Source organism: Flavonifractor sp. An82 (assembly GCF_002159265.1).
GTDB lineage: Bacteria > Bacillota > Clostridia > Oscillospirales > Oscillospiraceae > Flavonifractor.
This window is the reverse complement of sequence record NZ_NFHG01000014.1, coordinates 62,912-80,084: the sequence shown is the minus strand read 5'-3', so window position 1 is coordinate 80,084 and position 17,173 is coordinate 62,912. Positions and strand designations below refer to the sequence as shown.

Genomic DNA, 17,173 nt, shown 5'->3' with positions numbered 1-17,173 from the left:
ATATCACCTGTCAAAGAAATAGGACTTCACCAGCGCCAGAGGCTCCCGGATGTACATCTTCAGGCGGGAGGGAACGTGGGAGCTGGGGGCCGCCAGGGTGGACAGGGTGTACTCCCCCTCCCATACCCGGCCCCACAGCATCCGTACCCGAGTCAGGTGGAAGCCGTTGGATACCACCACCACCTGGCTGGCATCCACACCCTCCTGCTCCAGCAGCTCCTGGGTGAAGCGGATGTTCTCCCAGGTGTTGTGGGACCGGTCCTCCAGCAGGATCTGATCGCCATCCACGCCGTGGTCCGTCAGATAGTCAAACATGCACTGGGCTTCGCTCTGGTGCTCGTCGGGCCCCTGGCCGCCGGACACCACAATGGTCAGGTCCGGGTGGTCCTCCAGGTAGTCCAGGGCCTTGTCCAGCCGGTCCTGGAGCAAAACGGAGGGTCCCCAGGACTCCACCTTGCACCCCAGGATCACCATGACCTGGGGCTGACCGGTGACGCTGTCCCGGGCGCCGGTGAGCACCAGGCCCAGCAGCACCACAAAGCCCAGTGCCAGCACCAGGACTACCGCCAACAGTGCCAGCAGCCACGCCGGTTTTCTGCGCCCCTCGTAGGGGCGGTAATATTGTTTCTTTCTTCTCATCCCTTGGCCTCTTCCAGTTCCGCCGCCAAAGTCTCCCACTTGGTATACAGGGCGGCGATCTCGTCCTCCAGGGCCTTCTGCTCCTCGTAGACCTTCTGGAGCTCCAGGTAGTTGGAGGCCACCTCCTCGGCCTTCAGGGAGAGCTCATACTGCCGCTCCTCCGCCTTGGCCACCGCCCGCTCCGCCGCGGCTACCTGCTTCTCCAGCTCCTTGGTGCCGCCGGGGCGCTTGGGCTTCTCCTTTTTGGGCTTCTCCGGCTCCACCTTCACCGGGACGGCGGCCTGGTTTTTGGCCCGCTCCCGGGCGGCCCGGAACTCCTCAAAGGTGCCCTTGAAGTCGGTGATGTGCCCGTCCTCCAGCATCCAGATGCGGGTGGCAAACTGCTTGATGAAGTAACGGTCGTGGGACACGAAGAGCAGGTTGCCCTCGTAGTCGGCCACCGCGTCCTCGATCCACTCCCGGCTGGCAATATCCAGGTGGTTGGTGGGCTCGTCCAAAATGAGCAGGTTGATCTTCTCATCCATCAGCATGCACAGCCGCAGGCGGCTCTGCTCGCCGCCGGACAGGGCGGACACCGGCTTGAACACATCCTCTCCCCGGAAGTTGAAGGCGGCCAGCCGGTTGCGGGCGGTCTGGGTGGAGCAGTCCTGCTCGTAGATCATGGTGTCCACCAGGTTGCGCTCCGGGTGGGAGAAGTGGATGATCTGCGGCAGGTAACCTACCTTTATAGTGGGCCCCATCTTTAGCTTTCCGGAGTCGGGCTCCTCCTCCTTCAGCAGAATCTTCAGCAGGGTGGATTTGCCGGTGCCGTTGTCTCCCAGCAGGGCGATGCGCTCGCCCCCCACCACCTCCAGATTGACGTGGTCGAAGAGGGTGCGCCCGTCAAAGGACTTCTTCAGCTCCTTGATGGTGAGCACCTCGTCCCCCCGGAACTCCCGTTCCCCGAACTTGATGTCCAGACGGCGCTCCTTGGTAGGCTTGTCGGTGGTGCGCAGGCGCTCGATCCGCTTCTCCATGGACTGGGCCCGCTTGAAGGTCTTGTCGTTGCCCGAGTAGGCCCACACCCGCAGCTGCTCAGCGGCCTTCTCCAGCTGCTCGATCTTGGCCTGCTCCTTCTCGTACTGCTTCAGCTTCTCCTGATAGCGATGCTCCTTCTCCACCACATAGAAGGAGTAATTACCCTCGTAAAACTCCGCCTTGCCCTCCTGGATCTCGATAACCCGTTTGACCACCCGGTCCAGAAACCAGCGGTCATGGGAAATGGCAAGGACAGTGCCTTTATAGCGGTCCAGGTATTCCTCCAGCCACTCGGTGGCCCGCAGGTCCAGGTGGTTGGTGGGCTCGTCCAGCAGGAGGATGTCGGTGTCCTCCAGAATGAGCCGGGCCAGGTTGACCCGGGTCTTCTCGCCGCCGGACAGGGAGGAAAAGAGCTGTCCTCTCATGTCCTGGGAAATTTCCAGACCGTTGCACACCTTGTTCAGGGGTGTGACGGTATCATAGCCGCCCCCCGCCTCAAAGGCGGCGGTGAGGGCATCGTACCGCCGCAGCAGGGCCGGGTTGCTGTCCTGACCCATGCGGACGGTGAGCTCCTCCATCTCCTTCTCCATGTCATGGAGCCGCCCGAAGGCGGTCTGGAGCACATCCTCCACCGTGTATTCCGGCGGATAGACGGGGATCTGTGAGATGAGCCCCACTCCCTTGCCAGGGGCGATGTGGACCTCGCCGTCGTCCCAGTCCAGCTCGCCGGTGAGGATCTTGAACAGGGTGGTCTTGCCGGCGCCGTTTTTGCCCAGCAGACCCACCCGCTCCCCCTGGTCGATCTGGAAGGTGAGGCCGTCCAATATATTTTTGCCTACCTCGAACTCCTTGCTCAGGTTCGAGACGGAGATATCGATCATTGCTTGCCTCCAAATGGTGTGTGTGATACAATCGGTTGGAACAAAGCGCCCCGGTCCGCCGGGGCCGCATCACAAGGAGGAGTTCTCTATGGACGCGATCCGCTGGGAAGGAAATACCCTTTACTTACTTGACCAGACAAAGCTTCCGGTAGAGGAGATCTGGATCCCCTATACCGATTACCACCCGGTGGCCGACGCCATCCGCACCATGGTGGTGCGGGGCGCTCCCGCCATCGGCGTCACCGCCGCCTACGCTTACTGCCTGGCCGCTCTGGCCGGGGATGACCTGAATGAGGCCAAAGCCCTTCTGGCCGCCAGCCGACCCACGGCGGTCAATCTGTTCTGGGCCCTGGACCGGATGGCCAGAAAGGCTGCCGATTGCGGCGGAGACCCGGTAACCCTCATTGCCGAGGCGGTGGCCATCCATCAGGAGGATGTGGCTATGTGTAAGGCAATGGGCCTTTACGGCGCTTCCGTGGTGCCGGACCACGCCCGCATCCTCACCCACTGCAACGCAGGAGCCCTGGCCACCGGCGGCTACGGCACCGCCCTGGGAGTTATCCGCGCCGCCCACGAGCAGGGTAAATTGGATATGGTTTACGCCGATGAGACCCGTCCCCTGCTCCAGGGTGCCCGGCTCACCGCCTACGAGCTGGTCACCGACCACATTCCCGCCACCCTCATTGCCGACAACATGGCCGCCAGCCTGATGGCCAAGGGCAAGATCGACATGGTGGTGGTGGGCTGCGACCGGATGGCAGCCAACGGAGATTTCGCCAACAAGATCGGCACCTACTCGGTGGCGGTGAATGCCCACCACCACGGGGTACCCTTCTATGTGGCTCTCCCCTGCTCCACCATCGACCTGACCATCCCCGACGGCAGCGGCATTCCCATCGAGGAGCGGGACAAAAACGAGGTGCGCACACTGTATGGGGTCCAGACTGCGCCGGCCACGGTGGAGGTGTACAACCCCGCCTTTGACGTGACTCCCCACAGTCTGGTCACCGGCATCATCACCGAGAAGGGAGTCATCTATCCCCCCTTCCGGGAGAATTTGCAGAAGCTGTTTGGATAACAGCGGGCCAAACGGGCCGCCGGACAGATGTCCGGCGGCCTCTTTTTATGCCTCTTTGGTGATGGAGATCAGATACTCCACCAGCTCCTCCATGGCCATGCCCCGGGAGGCCTTCACCAGGATGGTGGCATGGGGCCGCACCACGCTATCCAGCACCGGCTTGGCCTCGGCCTTGTCGGCGCAGTGCCAGCACACCGGCACCCCGGCCGCCTTGGCGGCGTCGTAAATATGCTGGGACAGCTCGCCTACCGCCACCAGGCAGTGGATGCCCGCCTTGCCCAGATACTCGCCGATGCCGGCGTGGAGGGCGGGGGCCAGGGGGCCCAGCTCAAACATATCGCCCAGCACCGCCACCTTGTACTCCCCCTTGGCGTTGGAGAGCACCTGGACCGCCGCCCGCATGGACTGGGGATTGGCGTTGTAGGTGTCGTTGAGGATGGTGATGTCGTCGGCCCGGGACAGGATATTCATCCGCATCTTGGTGGGGGCAAAGTGGAGCACGCCGTCGGCGATCTCCCCATCAGTGAGGCCGAAATGCCGGCCCACCGCCGTGGCCATCAGGGTGGGATAGATCATGTGGTCCCCCAGGGCGGGGATCTCCACCTGAAAATCGCCGTCGGGCGTCTTTACGGTACAGGTAATGCGGCTCTTACCGTCGCTGGCAAGGTCTACCGCCCGGTAGTCCAGCCCCTCAGCGGAGCCCACCCGGATGAAGGGGTGGTCCAGCTTGCCGGGCAGGGTGTTCAGCAGGGGGTCGTCGCCGTTGATGATGGCGGGGGCGCCCGGCTTGGCATAGTGGAAGATCTCGCTCTTGGCCTCCAGGATCTTCTCCCGGGAGCCGAAGTGCTCGATATGGGAATCGCCGATATTGGTCATCAGGATCAGATCGGGCTCCACGATGGCGGAGAGGTAGTCGATCTCTCCGGCGTGGTTCATGCCCAGCTCCAGCACGGCGATCTGGTGCTCCGGCTTGAGCCGCAGCAGAGTCATGGGCACCCCGATATCGTTATTCAGGTTGCCCTCGGTCTTGAGGACGTTGAACTTCTCCCCCAGCACCGCCGCCACCATGTCCTTGGTGGTGGTCTTGCCCACCGAGCCGGTGATGGCGATCACAGGCACATTGAACTTCTGCTTATAGTACTTGGCCAGATCCCGCAGGGCCCGGTGAGTGGATTTTACCTTAATATAGAACTTACCGGGCAGGTAGCTGTCCCGCTCCCGCTGGGTGAAGCAGCCCGCCGCGCCCCCCTCCAGAGCGGCGTTGATGTAGGCGTGGCCGTCAAAACGCTCTCCCACCAGGGGGATGAACAGAGAACCAGGGTGGATGGTACGGCTGTCGGTCTCCACCCGGCCCACCGTACGGTTCAGATCCCCGAAGTCTCCCAGCAGGCTGCCGCCTACCGCTTCCATGATCTCTCGTATGGTCATCGGCTCCATGATGCTTTCTCCTTTGATCTCTCTCGTTCCAGATCCGCCGGATCAGCGGCCCTGTTTTCTGGCCTCCAGGGAGGCGTTGACAATGCGGTGACACAGCTCGTTGTAGTTGATGCCCACGGCGGCCGCCTCCTGAGGCAGCAGGCTGGTGGGGGTCATGCCGGGCAGGGTGTTGATCTCCAGGAACCAGGGCTCCCCGTCCGAGGTGACGATGAAGTCGGCCCGGGAGTAGACGGACAGGCCCAGGGTCTCATACACCCGCAGGGCGGCGGCGCGGAGCTTCTCCTCCCACTCCGTGGGGATCTCAGAGGGGCACACCTCCAGGGCCGCGCCGGGCTGGTACTTGTTGGCGTAGTCGTAGAAGCCCTCCTTGGGGATGATCTCGATGGAGGGCAGGGCCTTCCCCTCCAGGATGCCCACCTGGATCTCACGGCCCTTGACGTACTCCTCCAGCACGGTACGGCCGCCCAGCTCCAGCCCGTCGGTGAGGGCCTTGCGCAGCTCATCGGCGGTGTGGGCGATGGAAACGCCGATGGAGGAGCCGCTGGCCACCGGCTTGACCACCAGGGGCAGCCGGGCGTTCTTCACCAGGCCGTCGATGTCCTCCGCCTTGTACTCCACCGTCTTCCAGCCGGGGGTATTCACCACGTCGGCCACCATCCGCTTGGTCAGGTCCTTATCCATGGCGATGGCGCTGGACAGGTAGCCCGCCCCGGTGTAGGGAATGCCCATCAGGTCAAAGGCGGCCTGCACCTTGCCGTCCTCACCGCAGGTGCCGTGGAGGGCCAGGAACACCATGTCGGCCATCCGGCACAGCTCCAGCACCCCGGGACCGAACACACTTTTGCTGTCGCCGGGTCGGCTGCGGCGGACCTGCTCCAGGTCGGGGGCCTCACGGCTTACTTCTTTAAAGGTATCGGGCACCGGCGCGTCAAAAAAAGACTCGTCCGCCCGGCCATCCTCCAGGCCGAAAAACATGTCAATGAGTCCCGCCCGATGGCCCAGCTGCCGCAGGGCTTCGGTCACCATGGTTCCGGTGGAAAGGGACACGTTCCGCTCCGGGGACAGGCCCCCGGCCAAAACTACGATCTTCATAACACACCTCAGTTGCCAGTTTGATACAGTATGATACGCGCTAATGGTATATTATAGCACGCTTTACCTCTATACTCAACCACCTTTCGACCATCTGTCCGGGAAAACTTCCCCTTTTTGCGGTTTTCTTGACAGGGCGCCCGCATTCTGATACAGTAGTCCTATCCTGACAGACAGGAGTTTTTGCCATGCGGTCCAATCCCACCTGATTTGCATCAAGACATCCCGGCGCTGTGCTCCAGCGTCTTGTTTTGATGCAGAAATTCAGGAAGGATCGGATTTTTTATGTCCAAACGCAACTTACGATGCATGTATGCCATCGCCCTGCTCCAGGGCATGGTCTTTTACGGCCCCATCGCCACCCTCTACCGGGAGGCCCAGGGGGTATCCATCGCCCAGATCACCCTCATCGAGAGCATCTCCCTGGCCCTGTGCATCCTGCTGGAGGTGCCCTGGGGAATTCTGGCCGACAAGCTGGGCTACAAAAATACCATGGTGGCCTGCTGCTTTCTCTATTTTCTCTCCAAGATCGTGTTCTGGCAGGCTACCGGCTTCGGCGGCTTCCTGCTGGAGCGGATCATGCTCAGCGTGGTGACCGCCGGGCTGTCCGGTGTGGACGCCAGCATTTTATATCTCTCCTGCTCCGGGCAGGACAGCCAGAAGGTCTTCGGGCGGTACAACAGCCTCCAGACCGCCGGTCTGCTCATGGCCGCCCTTGTCTTTTCCCTCTTTGTGGGGGACAATTATCCGCTGGCGGGCCTGCTCACCGTCCTCAGCTACGGTGCCGCCGCCCTGTGCACCCTGGGGCTCACCGAGGTGAAGCCGCCCGCCCCTTTCTCCGCCAGGCTGACCCTGGAGGTGCTGCGCCAGACCCTGTCCCACCGGCGTCTGCTGCTCTTTCTCCTGGCCGGGGTGCTGATGAGCGAGGCTCACCAGACCATTACAACCTTTTTGAATCAGCTGCAATATGCCCGGTGCGGTCTGCCCGATGAGGCCATCGGCCTGCTCTACGTCGCCGCCACTGTGGCGGGCATGGCGGGGATCTGGTCCGCCCGGCTCACCCACAGGACGGGGAAGCGTGGGACCGCCCTGCTGCTGTATGGCGGCGGGACGGCGGCCTGTGTGGTGCTGGCCCTCACATTTTCCCCTCTTCCCTCCATCTGTGCCATTCTGGGCCTGCGGCTGTGCCACACCCTGTTCCAGCCCTTTCTTATGGAGCTGCAGAACCAGCAGGTCACCACCCCCCACCGGGCCACCGCCCTCAGCGTCCATGCCATGCTGATGGACGGGGTGGGCGTGGGCACCAACCTGGTCTTCGGGGCTCTGGCGGAGGTCAACCTGTCCTGGGCTTTCTGGTTTGGCGGCGTCCTCTGTCTGGCCGGTCTGGCCCTCTTTTTCAAGTGGTATTCCTCCCGCCCACAGGGATAAAGGGAAAACGGCCGCTTTTCAGCGGCCGTTTCCTTTTTAAAACCAGCCTGTGTCCCGGCTGTCCATCAGGTCCAGGGCGGCGCACAGCAGCTCCGCCGCCTCCCCACGGGTCAGGGTCTCGGTAAGGCCGGCGTCCGCCGGCAGCACCCCGCAGGTGGACAGGTTGGCCGCCGACTGGGCCGCCCAGGCGGGGGCGTCAGCGGCAAAGGTCTGTGCGTCCACGTCGGTGACCGAGAGCACCCGGTCCAGCAGCACTGCCGCCTCGGCGGTGGTAATGGAGTCCTCGGCACGAAATACCACCTTGCCCTCCTCATCGGCGGTACCCTGGACCAGCCCGCATTTCAGAGCGGAGGACACATAGGGCTTGGCCCAGGTGGGGATGCTGTCGTCATCGGCGAAGCCGGTGCGAGTCACTCCCTCCAGGGTGTCCACCCCGGCGGCATTCATGGCCATGGCTACAAACTCGCTGCGGGTAATTGCGGCATCAGGCTGGAAGATGTAGGCGCCCCCCATACACTCCCCCACAAAGACCCCCTCCTCCGCCAGGCGGATGGCCGCCTTGTGGGCGGGGTGGCCGTCCAGATCGGCGTAGGTCACCTTGGTGTCCGGCTTCTCGATCTTCACCTTGACGGTAGCCGGGTCGGAGGCATTGCCCACTGTGTCCATGGCGATATAGGTGAAGGAGTCCTTGCCGGTCTTGTTTTCATAGGGGGTGTAGACGAACTGACCGTCCTCCCCGATGGTTACCGACCCCCGGGCGGGCTTCTTCACCAGCCGGTAGGTGAGCAGGTCGCCCTCCGGGTCCACGGCGGAAAAGCGGTCGGTGACCGCTACATTTTTATAGGTGGTAAGCTCCAGGTTTTCCGCCACCGGGGCCCCGTTGGCCTCTTTCAGCAGGTGGAGCTCCACGCCGGTCTCCTCCCCCTGGCTGCCGTCGGCAAAGACAGGCTGGAACCGGAACCCGGACTCAGCCGCCTCCGAAGCGGCGGCGGGGGTGAAGCGCAGGCCGTCCACCGCACTTATGGCAATCACGTCACCCTCACCTACCATCTGGCCGCCCACGGTGAGCACACCCTCTTCGGGCAGCCGGGTGATCACGATGGCGTCCAGGGCGCCATCCCCCTCCACCACAAAGTCGGAGGACTGAAAGTCGATGCTCTGGGCCGCCATGCCGTTTTTCACCACGTCCAGCACCGCCGGACTGCTCTCCTCCTGGTCTGAAAAGAGGGCCGAGGCAGGCAGGGCGGCGGTCAGTGCCGCCGCTGTCAGAGCCGCGGCGATCAGGATACGGATTCTCACTGGTATGACCTCCTTGTCTGATGTGCTCCTAGTCTTTGCCGGCGGGGGAAATTTATGCGCGGACCGTCCTCCTGCCAGCAAGAAAAAGAGGAAAAGAATTGTCCTGTTCCCCCTTGACAAACGGAGAAAAATCGTGTATCATCACCTCTGTTGTAAAGCTTTGAAACTTTACTTCCTTTACAGAACGACTTCCTGAAGGAGGGTGTACCATGAAGAACCAGGCCTACCGCATGGCTCTGCTCTATGATTTCTATGGAGACATGCTCACCGACCGTCAGAAGGAATTCTATGACCTCTACTACAACGAGGACCTCTCTCTGGCCGAGATCGCCGAGAACTACGGCATCACCCGCCAGGGCGTCCGGGACGTGATCGTCCGGGCTGAGGCCATCCTCACCGAGCTGGAGGACAAGACCGGCATCATCAAGCGCTTCCACAAGATGCAGCAGCAGTTCCTGGAGGTGGAAGAGGCGGTGAATGCCATTGCCCAGCGCAACGAGCAGCGCTGGCAGGACGACGAGGTTGAGATTCAGTGCGGCCGTATCCGCGGCATTCTGGATCAGCTGAAACAGGAGTAACCCATGGCATTTGAAGGACTGACCGAAAAGCTGTCCGCCGCCTTCAAGCGGCTGCGGGGCAAGGGCCGTCTCACCGAGGCCGACGTAAAGGAGGCCATGAAGGAGATCCGGATGGCCCTGCTGGAGGCCGACGTAAACTTCAAGGTGGTCAAGCAGTTTGTGGCCTCCGTCACCGAGCGGGCCGTGGGCTCCGACGTACTGGAGAGCCTGACCCCCGCTCAGATGATCGTCAAGATCGTCAATGAAGAGCTGACCAACCTGATGGGCGGCGAGAGCACCAAGCTGACCATCTCCCCCAAGCCCCCCACGGTGGTGATGCTGTGCGGCCTCAACGGCGCCGGCAAGACCACCAACGGCGCCAAGCTGGCGGGCTTTCTGAAAAAACAGGGCAAGCGGCCCCTGCTGGTGGCCTGCGACACCTTCCGCCCCGCCGCCATCACCCAGCTGGAGGTGGTGGGCTCCCAGGTGGATGTGCCCGTGTTCCAGATGGGCCAGATCGACCCCATCGACATTGCCAAGGCGGGCATCGAGCACGCCAAAAAGCACGGCAATGACATCGTATTCATCGATACTGCCGGCCGTCTCCACGTGGACGAGGAGCTGATGGAACAGCTCAAGGACATGAAGGCGGCCATCAATCCCACCGAGATCCTGCTCATCGTGGACGCCATGATCGGTCAGGACGCGGTCAATGCCGCCAAGGCCTTTGACGAGGCTCTGGACATCACCGGCGTCATGCTCACCAAGCTGGACGGCGACGCCAGAGGCGGCGCGGCCCTCTCCATCAAGGCGGTCACCGGCAAGCCCATCAAGTTCGTGGGCCAGGGTGAGAAGCTGGACCAGGTGGACGTGTTCTACCCCGACCGTATGGCCTCCCGTATTCTGGGCATGGGCGATGTGCTCACCCTCATCGAGAAGGCCCAGCAGACCTTCGACGCCAAGAAGGCCGCCGAGCTGGAGCAGAAGCTGCGCAAGAACAAGTTCACCCTCTCCGATTTCTATGACCAGCTGGTGCAGCTCAAGAGCATGGGCTCCCTCACCGACATCGCCGGGATGCTCCCCGGCGTCAACGGCAAAGCTCTTGAGGGCGCCGCCATCGACGAGGGTGCACTGGCCCGCACCGAGGCCATTATCCTGTCCATGACCCCTGCCGAGCGGGAGGACCCCTCCCTGCTGAACAACAGCCGGAAAAAGCGCATTGCCGCCGGCTCGGGCACCCAGGTGGTGGACATCAACCGTCTGCTCAAGCAGTTCGACATGATGCAGCAGATGAGCAAGCAGTTCTCCGGCAAGCAGATCAAGCGCATGAGCAAGCTGGGGAAACTGGGCAAGCTGGGCAAAATGCCCGGTCTGCCCTTCTGACAGGGTGGTAAACGCGCCAAGCCGCGTTTCCATAGATATGCTTTACGATTACATGGAGGTGAAGATACAATGGTTAAGATCAGACTGCGTCGTATGGGCGCCAAGAAGGCTCCCTTCTACCGCATCGTGGTGGCTGACTCCCGCTATCCCCGTGACGGCCGTTTCATCGAGGAGATCGGCACTTACAATCCTCTGACCCAGCCCGCCGAGATCAAGGTGGACGCCGAGCGCGCCCAGGCCTGGATCAAGACCGGCGCTCAGCCCACTGAGACCGTGAAGGCTCTGCTGAAAAAAGCTGGCGCCATCTGATAGGAGGGCACAGCTGGCATGAAGGAATTGCTCACCTATATTGCCCGCAACCTGGTGGACCACCCCGATTCCGTGGAGGTCACCGAGCACGCGGGTGAGAGCGAGACCGTCCTGGAGCTTCGGGTGGCCCCCGAGGACATGGGCAAGGTGATCGGCCGTCAGGGCCGCATTGCCAAGGAGATCCGCACCCTGATGCGCTCCGTTGCTCAGCGCCAGGGCACCAAGGTTTCCGTCGAGATCGTCGACTAACTCCGGGGGGCACTCCCCCGGATATGAAAAAGCCGACCGACCCTGTGGTCGGTCGGCTTTTTCATATCATGCACATTTTACAGGATTCGGAGTGATACCGATGAAAAACCAATTTTTAGAGGCCGGACAGATCGTCAACACCCACGGCATCCAGGGCGAGGTCAAGATCGTGCCCTGGTGTGATTCCCCGGAATTTCTCTGCCAGTTTGACGTACTCTATGTGGACGGCAAGCCCATCAAAGTCCGTTCCACCCGCATCCACAAGGGCAACGTGCTGGCCTTCCTGGAGGGCGTGGACAACGTGAATGCCGCCATGGCCATGAAGGGCAAGACGGTGTTCATCGACCGCACCGGCGTGGAGCTGCCCGACGGCCGTCACTTCATCGCCGACCTGATGGGCCTGGAAGTCATCGATGCCGCCACCGGCGAGAAGCTTGGCGTGGTGGCCGACGTGCTCACGCCCCCTGCCCACGAGGTCTATGTGGTCAAGGGCGAGCACGAGTATATGATCCCCGCTGTGGACGAGTTCCTGGTGGAGACCAACGTGGAGGGCGGCTATATCAAGGTCCGCCTCATTGAGGGGATGCGCACCGATGTATAGCATTGATATCATGACCCTCTTTGATCTGACTGTGGGCGACATGATGAATGAGTCCATCCTGGGCCGGGCTCAGGAGCGGGACATCATCCGCATCGAGGCCCACCAGATCCGGGACTACACCCTCAACAAGCAGAAGCAGGTGGACGACTACCCCTACGGCGGCGGCCGGGGGGCGGTGATGCAGGCCGATCCCCTCTACCAGTGCTGGACGCACATCGTGGACACCTACGGCCCCGGCCACACCATCTATATGTCCCCCTGCGGCAAGACCTTTACCGAGTCCGACGCTCGCCGCCTGCGGGACGACTGCGACCATCTGATCCTAGTGTGCGGCCACTACGAGGGCATCGACCAGCGCTTCATCGACGAGTGCGTGGACGAGGAGATCTCCATCGGCGACTTTGTGCTCACCGGCGGCGAGCTGGCCGCCATGGTGGTGGCCGACGCGGTGGCCCGGCTGGTGCCCGGCGTGCTGGCCGACCCCGAGTGCTTTGAAAACGAGAGCCACTGGAACGGCATGCTGGAGTACCCCCAGTACTCCCGTCCCGAGGAGTGGCACGGCCGCAAGGTCCCCCCCATCCTCCGCTCCGGCGACCACAAAAAGATCGCCCAGTGGCGGCGCAAGCAGTCCATCCTCCGCACCCGCCAGCGGCGGCCCGATCTGTATGAAAAGCTGGACCTGTCCTCCAAGGAGGACCAGAAGCTGCTGCGGGAGCTGGAAGAAGAGGTATAATATATTTATTTGAGACTGGAGGAGTCAACCATGAGTCATTGGGTCAATCAGTCCGTGTTCTACCACATCTACCCCCTGGGGTTCTGCGGCGCGCCGGAGTATAACCCCGGCGGAGCTCCGGTGCCCCGGCTGGACAAGCTGAAGGACTGGATCCCCCACCTGAAGGAGCTGGGGGTCAATGCCCTCTACCTGGGTCCCGTGTTCCAGTCGGTGAAGCACGGTTACGACACCACCGACTACTTCCAGATCGACCGCCGTCTGGGGGACAACGACTCCTTTGCCGCCCTGTGCGATGAACTCCATGAGAATGGCATCCGGGTGGTGCTGGACGGGGTATTCAACCACGTGGGCCGGGGCTTCTGGGCCTTCCGGGACGTACAGGAGCACGGCCAGGGCTCTCCCTACTGCGGCTGGTTCCACGACCTGAACTTCGGCGGCCCCTCCCCCATGGGCGACCCCTTCTGGTATACCGCCTGGCAGGGCCATTACGAGCTGGTGAAGCTCAACCTGCGCAATCCCGACGTGGTGCGCCACCTGCTGGACGCGGTGGCCATGTGGATGGACCGGTTCCACATCGACGGCCTGCGGCTGGACGCCGCCGACTGCGTGGATTTTGACTTCTTCCGTACCCTCAAGGGCTTTGTGAAGGAGAAAAACCCCGACTTCTGGCTCATGGGCGAGATCATCCACGGGGACTATGCCCGCTGGGCCAACCCGGACATGCTGGACTCGGTGACCAACTACGAGTGCTGGAAGGGTCTGTGGTCCTCCCACAACGACAAGAACTACTTCGAGATCGCCCACTCCCTCCACCGCCAGTGCGGCCCCGGCGGCATCTACCGCAATATCACCCTGTATAACTTCGCCGACAACCACGACGTGGACCGGCTGGCCTCCAAGCTGAAGGACCCGGCCCATATCAACAACCTGTACACCCTGCTGTACACCATGCCCGGCGTGCCCTCCATCTACTACGGCAGTGAGTGGGCCCTGAAGGGAGAGCGCACCAGGGACTCCGACGCTCCCCTGCGTCCCTGCCTGAAGCTGGAGGATATGATGGAGCTGGATCAGAGCCTGTGCGCCCACCTGGCCAAGCTGGCCAAGATCCGCGCCGCCTTCCCCGCCCTCCAGGAGGGCCAGTATGAGAACGTAGTCATCAAGAACCAGCAGCTGGTCTTCCGCCGGGCCACCGACAGCCAGCGGGTCTATGTGGTGCTCAATCTGGAACCCCAGGAGGTCCATGTGGAGTTCCCCCATCAGGAGCCGGTGCTCCAGGATGTGCTCCATGACAATGCCATCTTCAACAATGACGGCGGCCGCACCTGGCTGTCTGTTCCCCCCTGCTCCGCCCGCATCCTGGTGGGAGCCTCCGACCGTTTTACCTGGTAAGTGTGCGGATTTTTCCCATCTGTTCCAGATCGTTCACACTTTCTCCCTTTACTTTTCTTCCAAATGGTGTTACAATAGCGCCAATAAGCAATATCATCTTTGAAATTATATTCGAGGGTTTTTGTTATGAGTTTTAAGATCATTGTTGACAGCTGTTGTGACCTCTCCCCCGCCCAGCTGCGGGAGGACTGCTTTGTCAAGGTCCCCCTGACCATCCGGGTGGGAAGCGAAACCATTGTGGACGACGAGACCTTTGACCAGGGTGCTCTTCTCCAGAAGATGCGGGACTGCCCCACGGCCCCCCAGTCCGCCTGCCCTTCCCCCGCCCAGTATCTGGACGCCTTTGACTGCGGGGCGGACGACATCTATGTGGTCACCCTGTCCGCCCTGCTGTCCGGCTCCCACAACGCGGCGGCCCAGGCCCGCAATCTGTGGCTGGAGGATCACCCCGGCGCCAACATTCACATCTTCAACTCCTGCTCCGCCTCCGCCGGCGAGGTGCTGGTGGCCCTGAAGCTCCAGGAACTGGCGGAAGCGGGGCTGGACTTCACCACCGTAGTCAGCCGGGCCTCCTCCTATATCAGCGAGATGAACACCCTGTTTGTGCTGGAGACCCTGGACAACCTGCGCAAGAACGGGCGGCTCACCCGCACCCAGGCCCTGGTCACCAGCACCCTGCGCATCAAGCTGCTGATGGGCTCCACCCCCGAGGGTGAGATCTGCAAAAAGGGCCAGGCCATGTCCATCAAGCAGGCCCTGAGCAAGATGGCGGCCCTGATGGCGGCCGACCCCGGCCACGCCGGACGACGTCTGTGCATCGTCCACTGCAACTGCCTGGACCGGGCCTTCCATCTCAAGGAGCTGGTGCAGAAGCAGTGCAAGTTCTCCGAGGTCATCATCGGTGAGACCGGCGGCATCTCCACGGTGTACGCCAACGACGGCGGTGTAATTGCCGCCTACTAAGCCAACGTACCGCAAACCGCCTGGGCACATAGCCCGGGCGGTTGCTTTTTATGGTCGGATATGCTAATATGATCCAAATCTGTTTGGGAGGCATTATTATGAACTACACCATTCGTCCCACGGAACCCCGGGACGCCGCTGGCACCGCGGCCCTGCGCCGGATGCCCGGAGTCTTTGAGACCACCTTGGGCCTTCCCTCCTGCCGCACCGCAGACAGTAACGCTTTTGTGGCCAATCTGGGCCCCAACGACCATCACTTCGTGGCGGTACTGGAGGACGGCACCGTTATCGGCGCAGCGGGTCTCCACTTGGAGGGCAATCCCCGGATGCGCCACGTGGGCAGCGTGGGCCTGTTTGTCCATACCGACTATCAGAATGCAGGGGTGGGTACCGCCCTTTTAAAGACACTGCTGGACCTGGCAGACAACTGGCTCATGCTGGTGCGGGTGGAGCTCACCGTCTTTGCGGACAACGAGCGTGCCATCCACCTCTATGAGAAGCTTGGCTTTGAAAAAGAAGGCCTCAAGCGGATGACCACCGTCCGGGACGGCAAGTATGCAGACGAGTATATGATGGCCCGGATTCGCCCCGGGCTGGCGTAAAAAACAGGCCGCAGAATCAGATGATTCTGCGGCCTGTCGCTTATTCTGCTTAGTAGTTGACAGCGCGGATCTCGAAATAGGCCTGGGGATGAGCGCACACAGGGCACACCTGGGGGGCCTCTTTGCCGAAGTGGATGTGGCCGCAGTTACGGCACTTCCACATATACTCGTCGCCCCGCTTGAAGACCACGCCCTCCTCCAGGTTCTTCAGGAGGGTCAGGTAGCGCTCCTCGTGCTCCTTCTCGATCTTGAGGACGCCCTCAAACAGGAAGGCCAGCTTCTCAAAGCCCTCCTCGCGGGCGGTCTCGGCCATCTCCTTGTACATCTCGGTCCACTCTTCGTGCTCACCGGCGGCGGCGGACTTCAGGTTGGCCATGGTGTCGCCGATGCCGCCCAGCTCCTTGAACCACAGCTTGGCGTGCTCCTTCTCATTGCCGGCGGTTTCCTCGAAGATGGCCGCGATCTGCTCGTAGCCTTCCTTCTTGGCCTTGCTGGCAAAATAGGTGTACTTGTTGCGAGCCATGCTCTCGCCGGCAAACGCTTTCCACAGATTGGCTTCAGTCTTGCTGCCCTTCAGTTCCATAACAGTCATCCTTTCTAATCTAAATATAAAGTGTTAAATCAGCCTTCGCCCTTCCAGAAGCCATGGAGATTGCAGATCTCATAGGCCTCCACCTTGTCGCTCCGGCAGAAGGTCTTCAGCTCGGGCGCGTCGCCGGGCTTGGGGAACTTCATGGTCACGGTGTCGCCGTCCACCACGGCAATCAGGGAGATATAGTGCTCCGGCAGCATGGGATGCTCCACGCCGCCCACCTTGACGGTCACAGAGCTGCCGCTGCCGTGAGCGGTCTTCTCCACCACAGGCACGTGCTTCTCCTGAGCAGCGTCGGTGGTATTGGGCACGATCTCTTCCATCTTCTGGCCGCAGCACATGACGGGAACACCCTTGTCGACGACCTTGAATACGACATTGCCGCAGTGGGCGCAGCGATACAGTTTAAACTCCATGTGGATACATCCTTTCTAAAATCAGTATAGGCACTTTCGTGCAAATTAAACTTACCATATCCGTGTTAAAAACTCAATGCTTCGGTTTGCAGTTGACGCACACCCCATGAAACAGCAGCTCATGGCTCTTGATGTCGTGGCCGCTGACCAGCAGCGCCTTCTCATCCAGCTGCTTGTCATAGGGCAGATCCAAGTCAAACACCCCGCCGCAGACCTCGCAGCGGAAGTGGGAATGGGGTTCGACGTTGGCGTCATACCGTTCCACCGGGAAGGCCATCCGCACCGCGGCCCCCTCATCCACCAGCACGTTCAGGTTGCGGTATACTGTCCCCAGACTCAGGTTAGGGTTGGTGGGCTTCAGCCACTGATACACCATCTCAGCGGTGGGATGCTGGTCGGTGTGCATCAGCGCCTGATAAATCAGTTCCCGCTGACGGGAGTACCGTTTTCCGTTCATAGGTCACCTCTCTCTCGCAGAGTGTAAACAGTAACTATTACTGTTATTGAT

At 61.6% G+C, this 17,173-nt stretch carries 19 protein-coding genes; 11 read left to right on the top strand and 8 right to left on the bottom strand.

Annotation, left to right across the window (positions count from 1 at the left end):
* Positions 1-3 precede the first annotated feature (3 nt).
* Both B5G34_RS13285 and abc-f read right to left on the bottom strand, forming a co-directional pair.
* Positions 4-639, bottom strand: a complete 636-nt coding sequence (locus B5G34_RS13285) for a YdcF family protein (protein ID WP_087338373.1) — start codon at positions 637-639, stop codon at positions 4-6.
* Complete coding sequence (gene abc-f / locus B5G34_RS13280) at positions 636-2,537, bottom strand: ribosomal protection-like ABC-F family protein (protein WP_087338370.1); 1,902 nt, start codon at positions 2,535-2,537, stop codon at positions 636-638. Before abc-f ends, B5G34_RS13285 begins: the two co-directional genes overlap by 4 nt.
* Positions 2,538-2,625: 88 nt before the next feature.
* Here abc-f and mtnA point away from each other — a divergent pair, with 88 nt between their 5' ends.
* Positions 2,626-3,615, top strand: coding sequence for an S-methyl-5-thioribose-1-phosphate isomerase (gene mtnA / locus B5G34_RS13275; protein ID WP_087338367.1), 990 nt, complete (start codon positions 2,626-2,628; stop codon positions 3,613-3,615).
* A 45-nt stretch (positions 3,616-3,660) separates the two neighbouring features.
* On the opposite strand, the gene murF is transcribed toward mtnA, so the two are convergent.
* Complete coding sequence (gene murF, locus B5G34_RS13270; protein WP_087338364.1) at positions 3,661-5,052, bottom strand: UDP-N-acetylmuramoyl-tripeptide--D-alanyl-D-alanine ligase; 1,392 nt, start codon at positions 5,050-5,052, stop codon at positions 3,661-3,663.
* A gap of 42 nt (positions 5,053-5,094) precedes the next feature.
* Entirely contained in the window at positions 5,095-6,144 is a 1,050-nt protein-coding gene (locus tag B5G34_RS13265) for a D-alanine--D-alanine ligase (RefSeq protein WP_087338361.1), read from the bottom strand.
* A gap of 285 nt (positions 6,145-6,429) precedes the next feature.
* Between B5G34_RS13265 and B5G34_RS13260 the strand changes: the two genes are divergently transcribed.
* Positions 6,430-7,572, top strand: a complete 1,143-nt coding sequence (locus B5G34_RS13260) for an MFS transporter (RefSeq protein ID WP_087338358.1) — start codon at positions 6,430-6,432, stop codon at positions 7,570-7,572.
* 36 nt (positions 7,573-7,608) lie between these two features.
* Here B5G34_RS13260 and B5G34_RS13255 read toward each other — a convergent pair whose 3' ends face one another.
* Positions 7,609-8,871, bottom strand: a complete 1,263-nt coding sequence (locus B5G34_RS13255; protein WP_242957045.1) for an Ig-like domain-containing protein — start codon at positions 8,869-8,871, stop codon at positions 7,609-7,611.
* A 209-nt stretch (positions 8,872-9,080) separates the two neighbouring features.
* Between B5G34_RS13255 and ylxM the strand changes: the two genes are divergently transcribed.
* The 9 genes from ylxM to B5G34_RS13210 all read left to right on the top strand — a co-directional run bounded on the left by ylxM (position 9,081) and on the right by B5G34_RS13210 (position 15,657).
* Positions 9,081-9,449, top strand: a complete 369-nt coding sequence (ylxM, locus tag B5G34_RS13250; RefSeq protein ID WP_087338355.1) for a YlxM family DNA-binding protein — start codon at positions 9,081-9,083, stop codon at positions 9,447-9,449.
* 3 nt (positions 9,450-9,452) lie between these two features.
* Positions 9,453-10,811 carry a signal recognition particle protein gene (gene ffh / locus B5G34_RS13245; RefSeq protein ID WP_087338352.1) on the top strand — a complete coding sequence of 453 codons (1,359 nt, stop codon included), beginning with the start codon at positions 9,453-9,455 and terminating at the stop codon, positions 10,809-10,811.
* Between the two features lie 69 nt (positions 10,812-10,880).
* The gene (rpsP, locus tag B5G34_RS13240; protein ID WP_007489428.1) at positions 10,881-11,120 is read left to right on the top strand and encodes a 30S ribosomal protein S16; all 240 of its coding nucleotides are present in this window, start codon (positions 10,881-10,883) and stop codon (positions 11,118-11,120) included.
* 18 nt (positions 11,121-11,138) lie between these two features.
* A complete protein-coding gene (locus B5G34_RS13235; protein WP_087338349.1) occupies positions 11,139-11,369 on the top strand; it encodes a KH domain-containing protein in 231 nt (76 codons plus the stop codon).
* Positions 11,370-11,469: 100 nt separating this feature from the next.
* Positions 11,470-11,970: a ribosome maturation factor RimM gene (gene rimM, locus B5G34_RS13230; RefSeq protein WP_087338346.1), complete on the top strand. Its 501-nt coding sequence runs from the start codon at positions 11,470-11,472 to the stop codon at positions 11,968-11,970.
* Entirely contained in the window at positions 11,963-12,703 is a 741-nt protein-coding gene (gene trmD, locus B5G34_RS13225; protein WP_087338343.1) for a tRNA (guanosine(37)-N1)-methyltransferase TrmD, read from the top strand. Before rimM ends, trmD begins: the two co-directional genes overlap by 8 nt.
* Before the next feature lie 30 nt (positions 12,704-12,733).
* Positions 12,734-14,092: an alpha-amylase family glycosyl hydrolase gene (locus B5G34_RS13220; protein ID WP_087338340.1), complete on the top strand. Its 1,359-nt coding sequence runs from the start codon at positions 12,734-12,736 to the stop codon at positions 14,090-14,092.
* A gap of 126 nt (positions 14,093-14,218) precedes the next feature.
* On the top strand, positions 14,219-15,055 hold the full coding sequence (locus B5G34_RS13215; RefSeq protein ID WP_087338337.1) for a DegV family protein: 837 nt from the start codon (positions 14,219-14,221) through the stop codon (positions 15,053-15,055).
* A gap of 98 nt (positions 15,056-15,153) precedes the next feature.
* The gene (locus tag B5G34_RS13210; protein ID WP_087338334.1) at positions 15,154-15,657 is read left to right on the top strand and encodes a GNAT family N-acetyltransferase; all 504 of its coding nucleotides are present in this window, start codon (positions 15,154-15,156) and stop codon (positions 15,655-15,657) included.
* A gap of 49 nt (positions 15,658-15,706) precedes the next feature.
* Here the strand turns inward: B5G34_RS13210 and rbr are convergent, their stop codons facing one another.
* The 3 genes from rbr to B5G34_RS13195 all read right to left on the bottom strand — a co-directional run bounded on the left by rbr (position 15,707) and on the right by B5G34_RS13195 (position 17,122).
* Positions 15,707-16,240: a rubrerythrin gene (gene rbr, locus B5G34_RS13205; protein WP_087187094.1), complete on the bottom strand. Its 534-nt coding sequence runs from the start codon at positions 16,238-16,240 to the stop codon at positions 15,707-15,709.
* Positions 16,241-16,278: 38 nt separating this feature from the next.
* Complete coding sequence (locus B5G34_RS13200; RefSeq protein WP_087338331.1) at positions 16,279-16,665, bottom strand: desulfoferrodoxin family protein; 387 nt, start codon at positions 16,663-16,665, stop codon at positions 16,279-16,281.
* 73 nt (positions 16,666-16,738) lie between these two features.
* On the bottom strand, positions 16,739-17,122 hold the full coding sequence (locus B5G34_RS13195; protein WP_087338328.1) for a transcriptional repressor: 384 nt from the start codon (positions 17,120-17,122) through the stop codon (positions 16,739-16,741).
* Positions 17,123-17,173 lie beyond the last annotated feature (51 nt).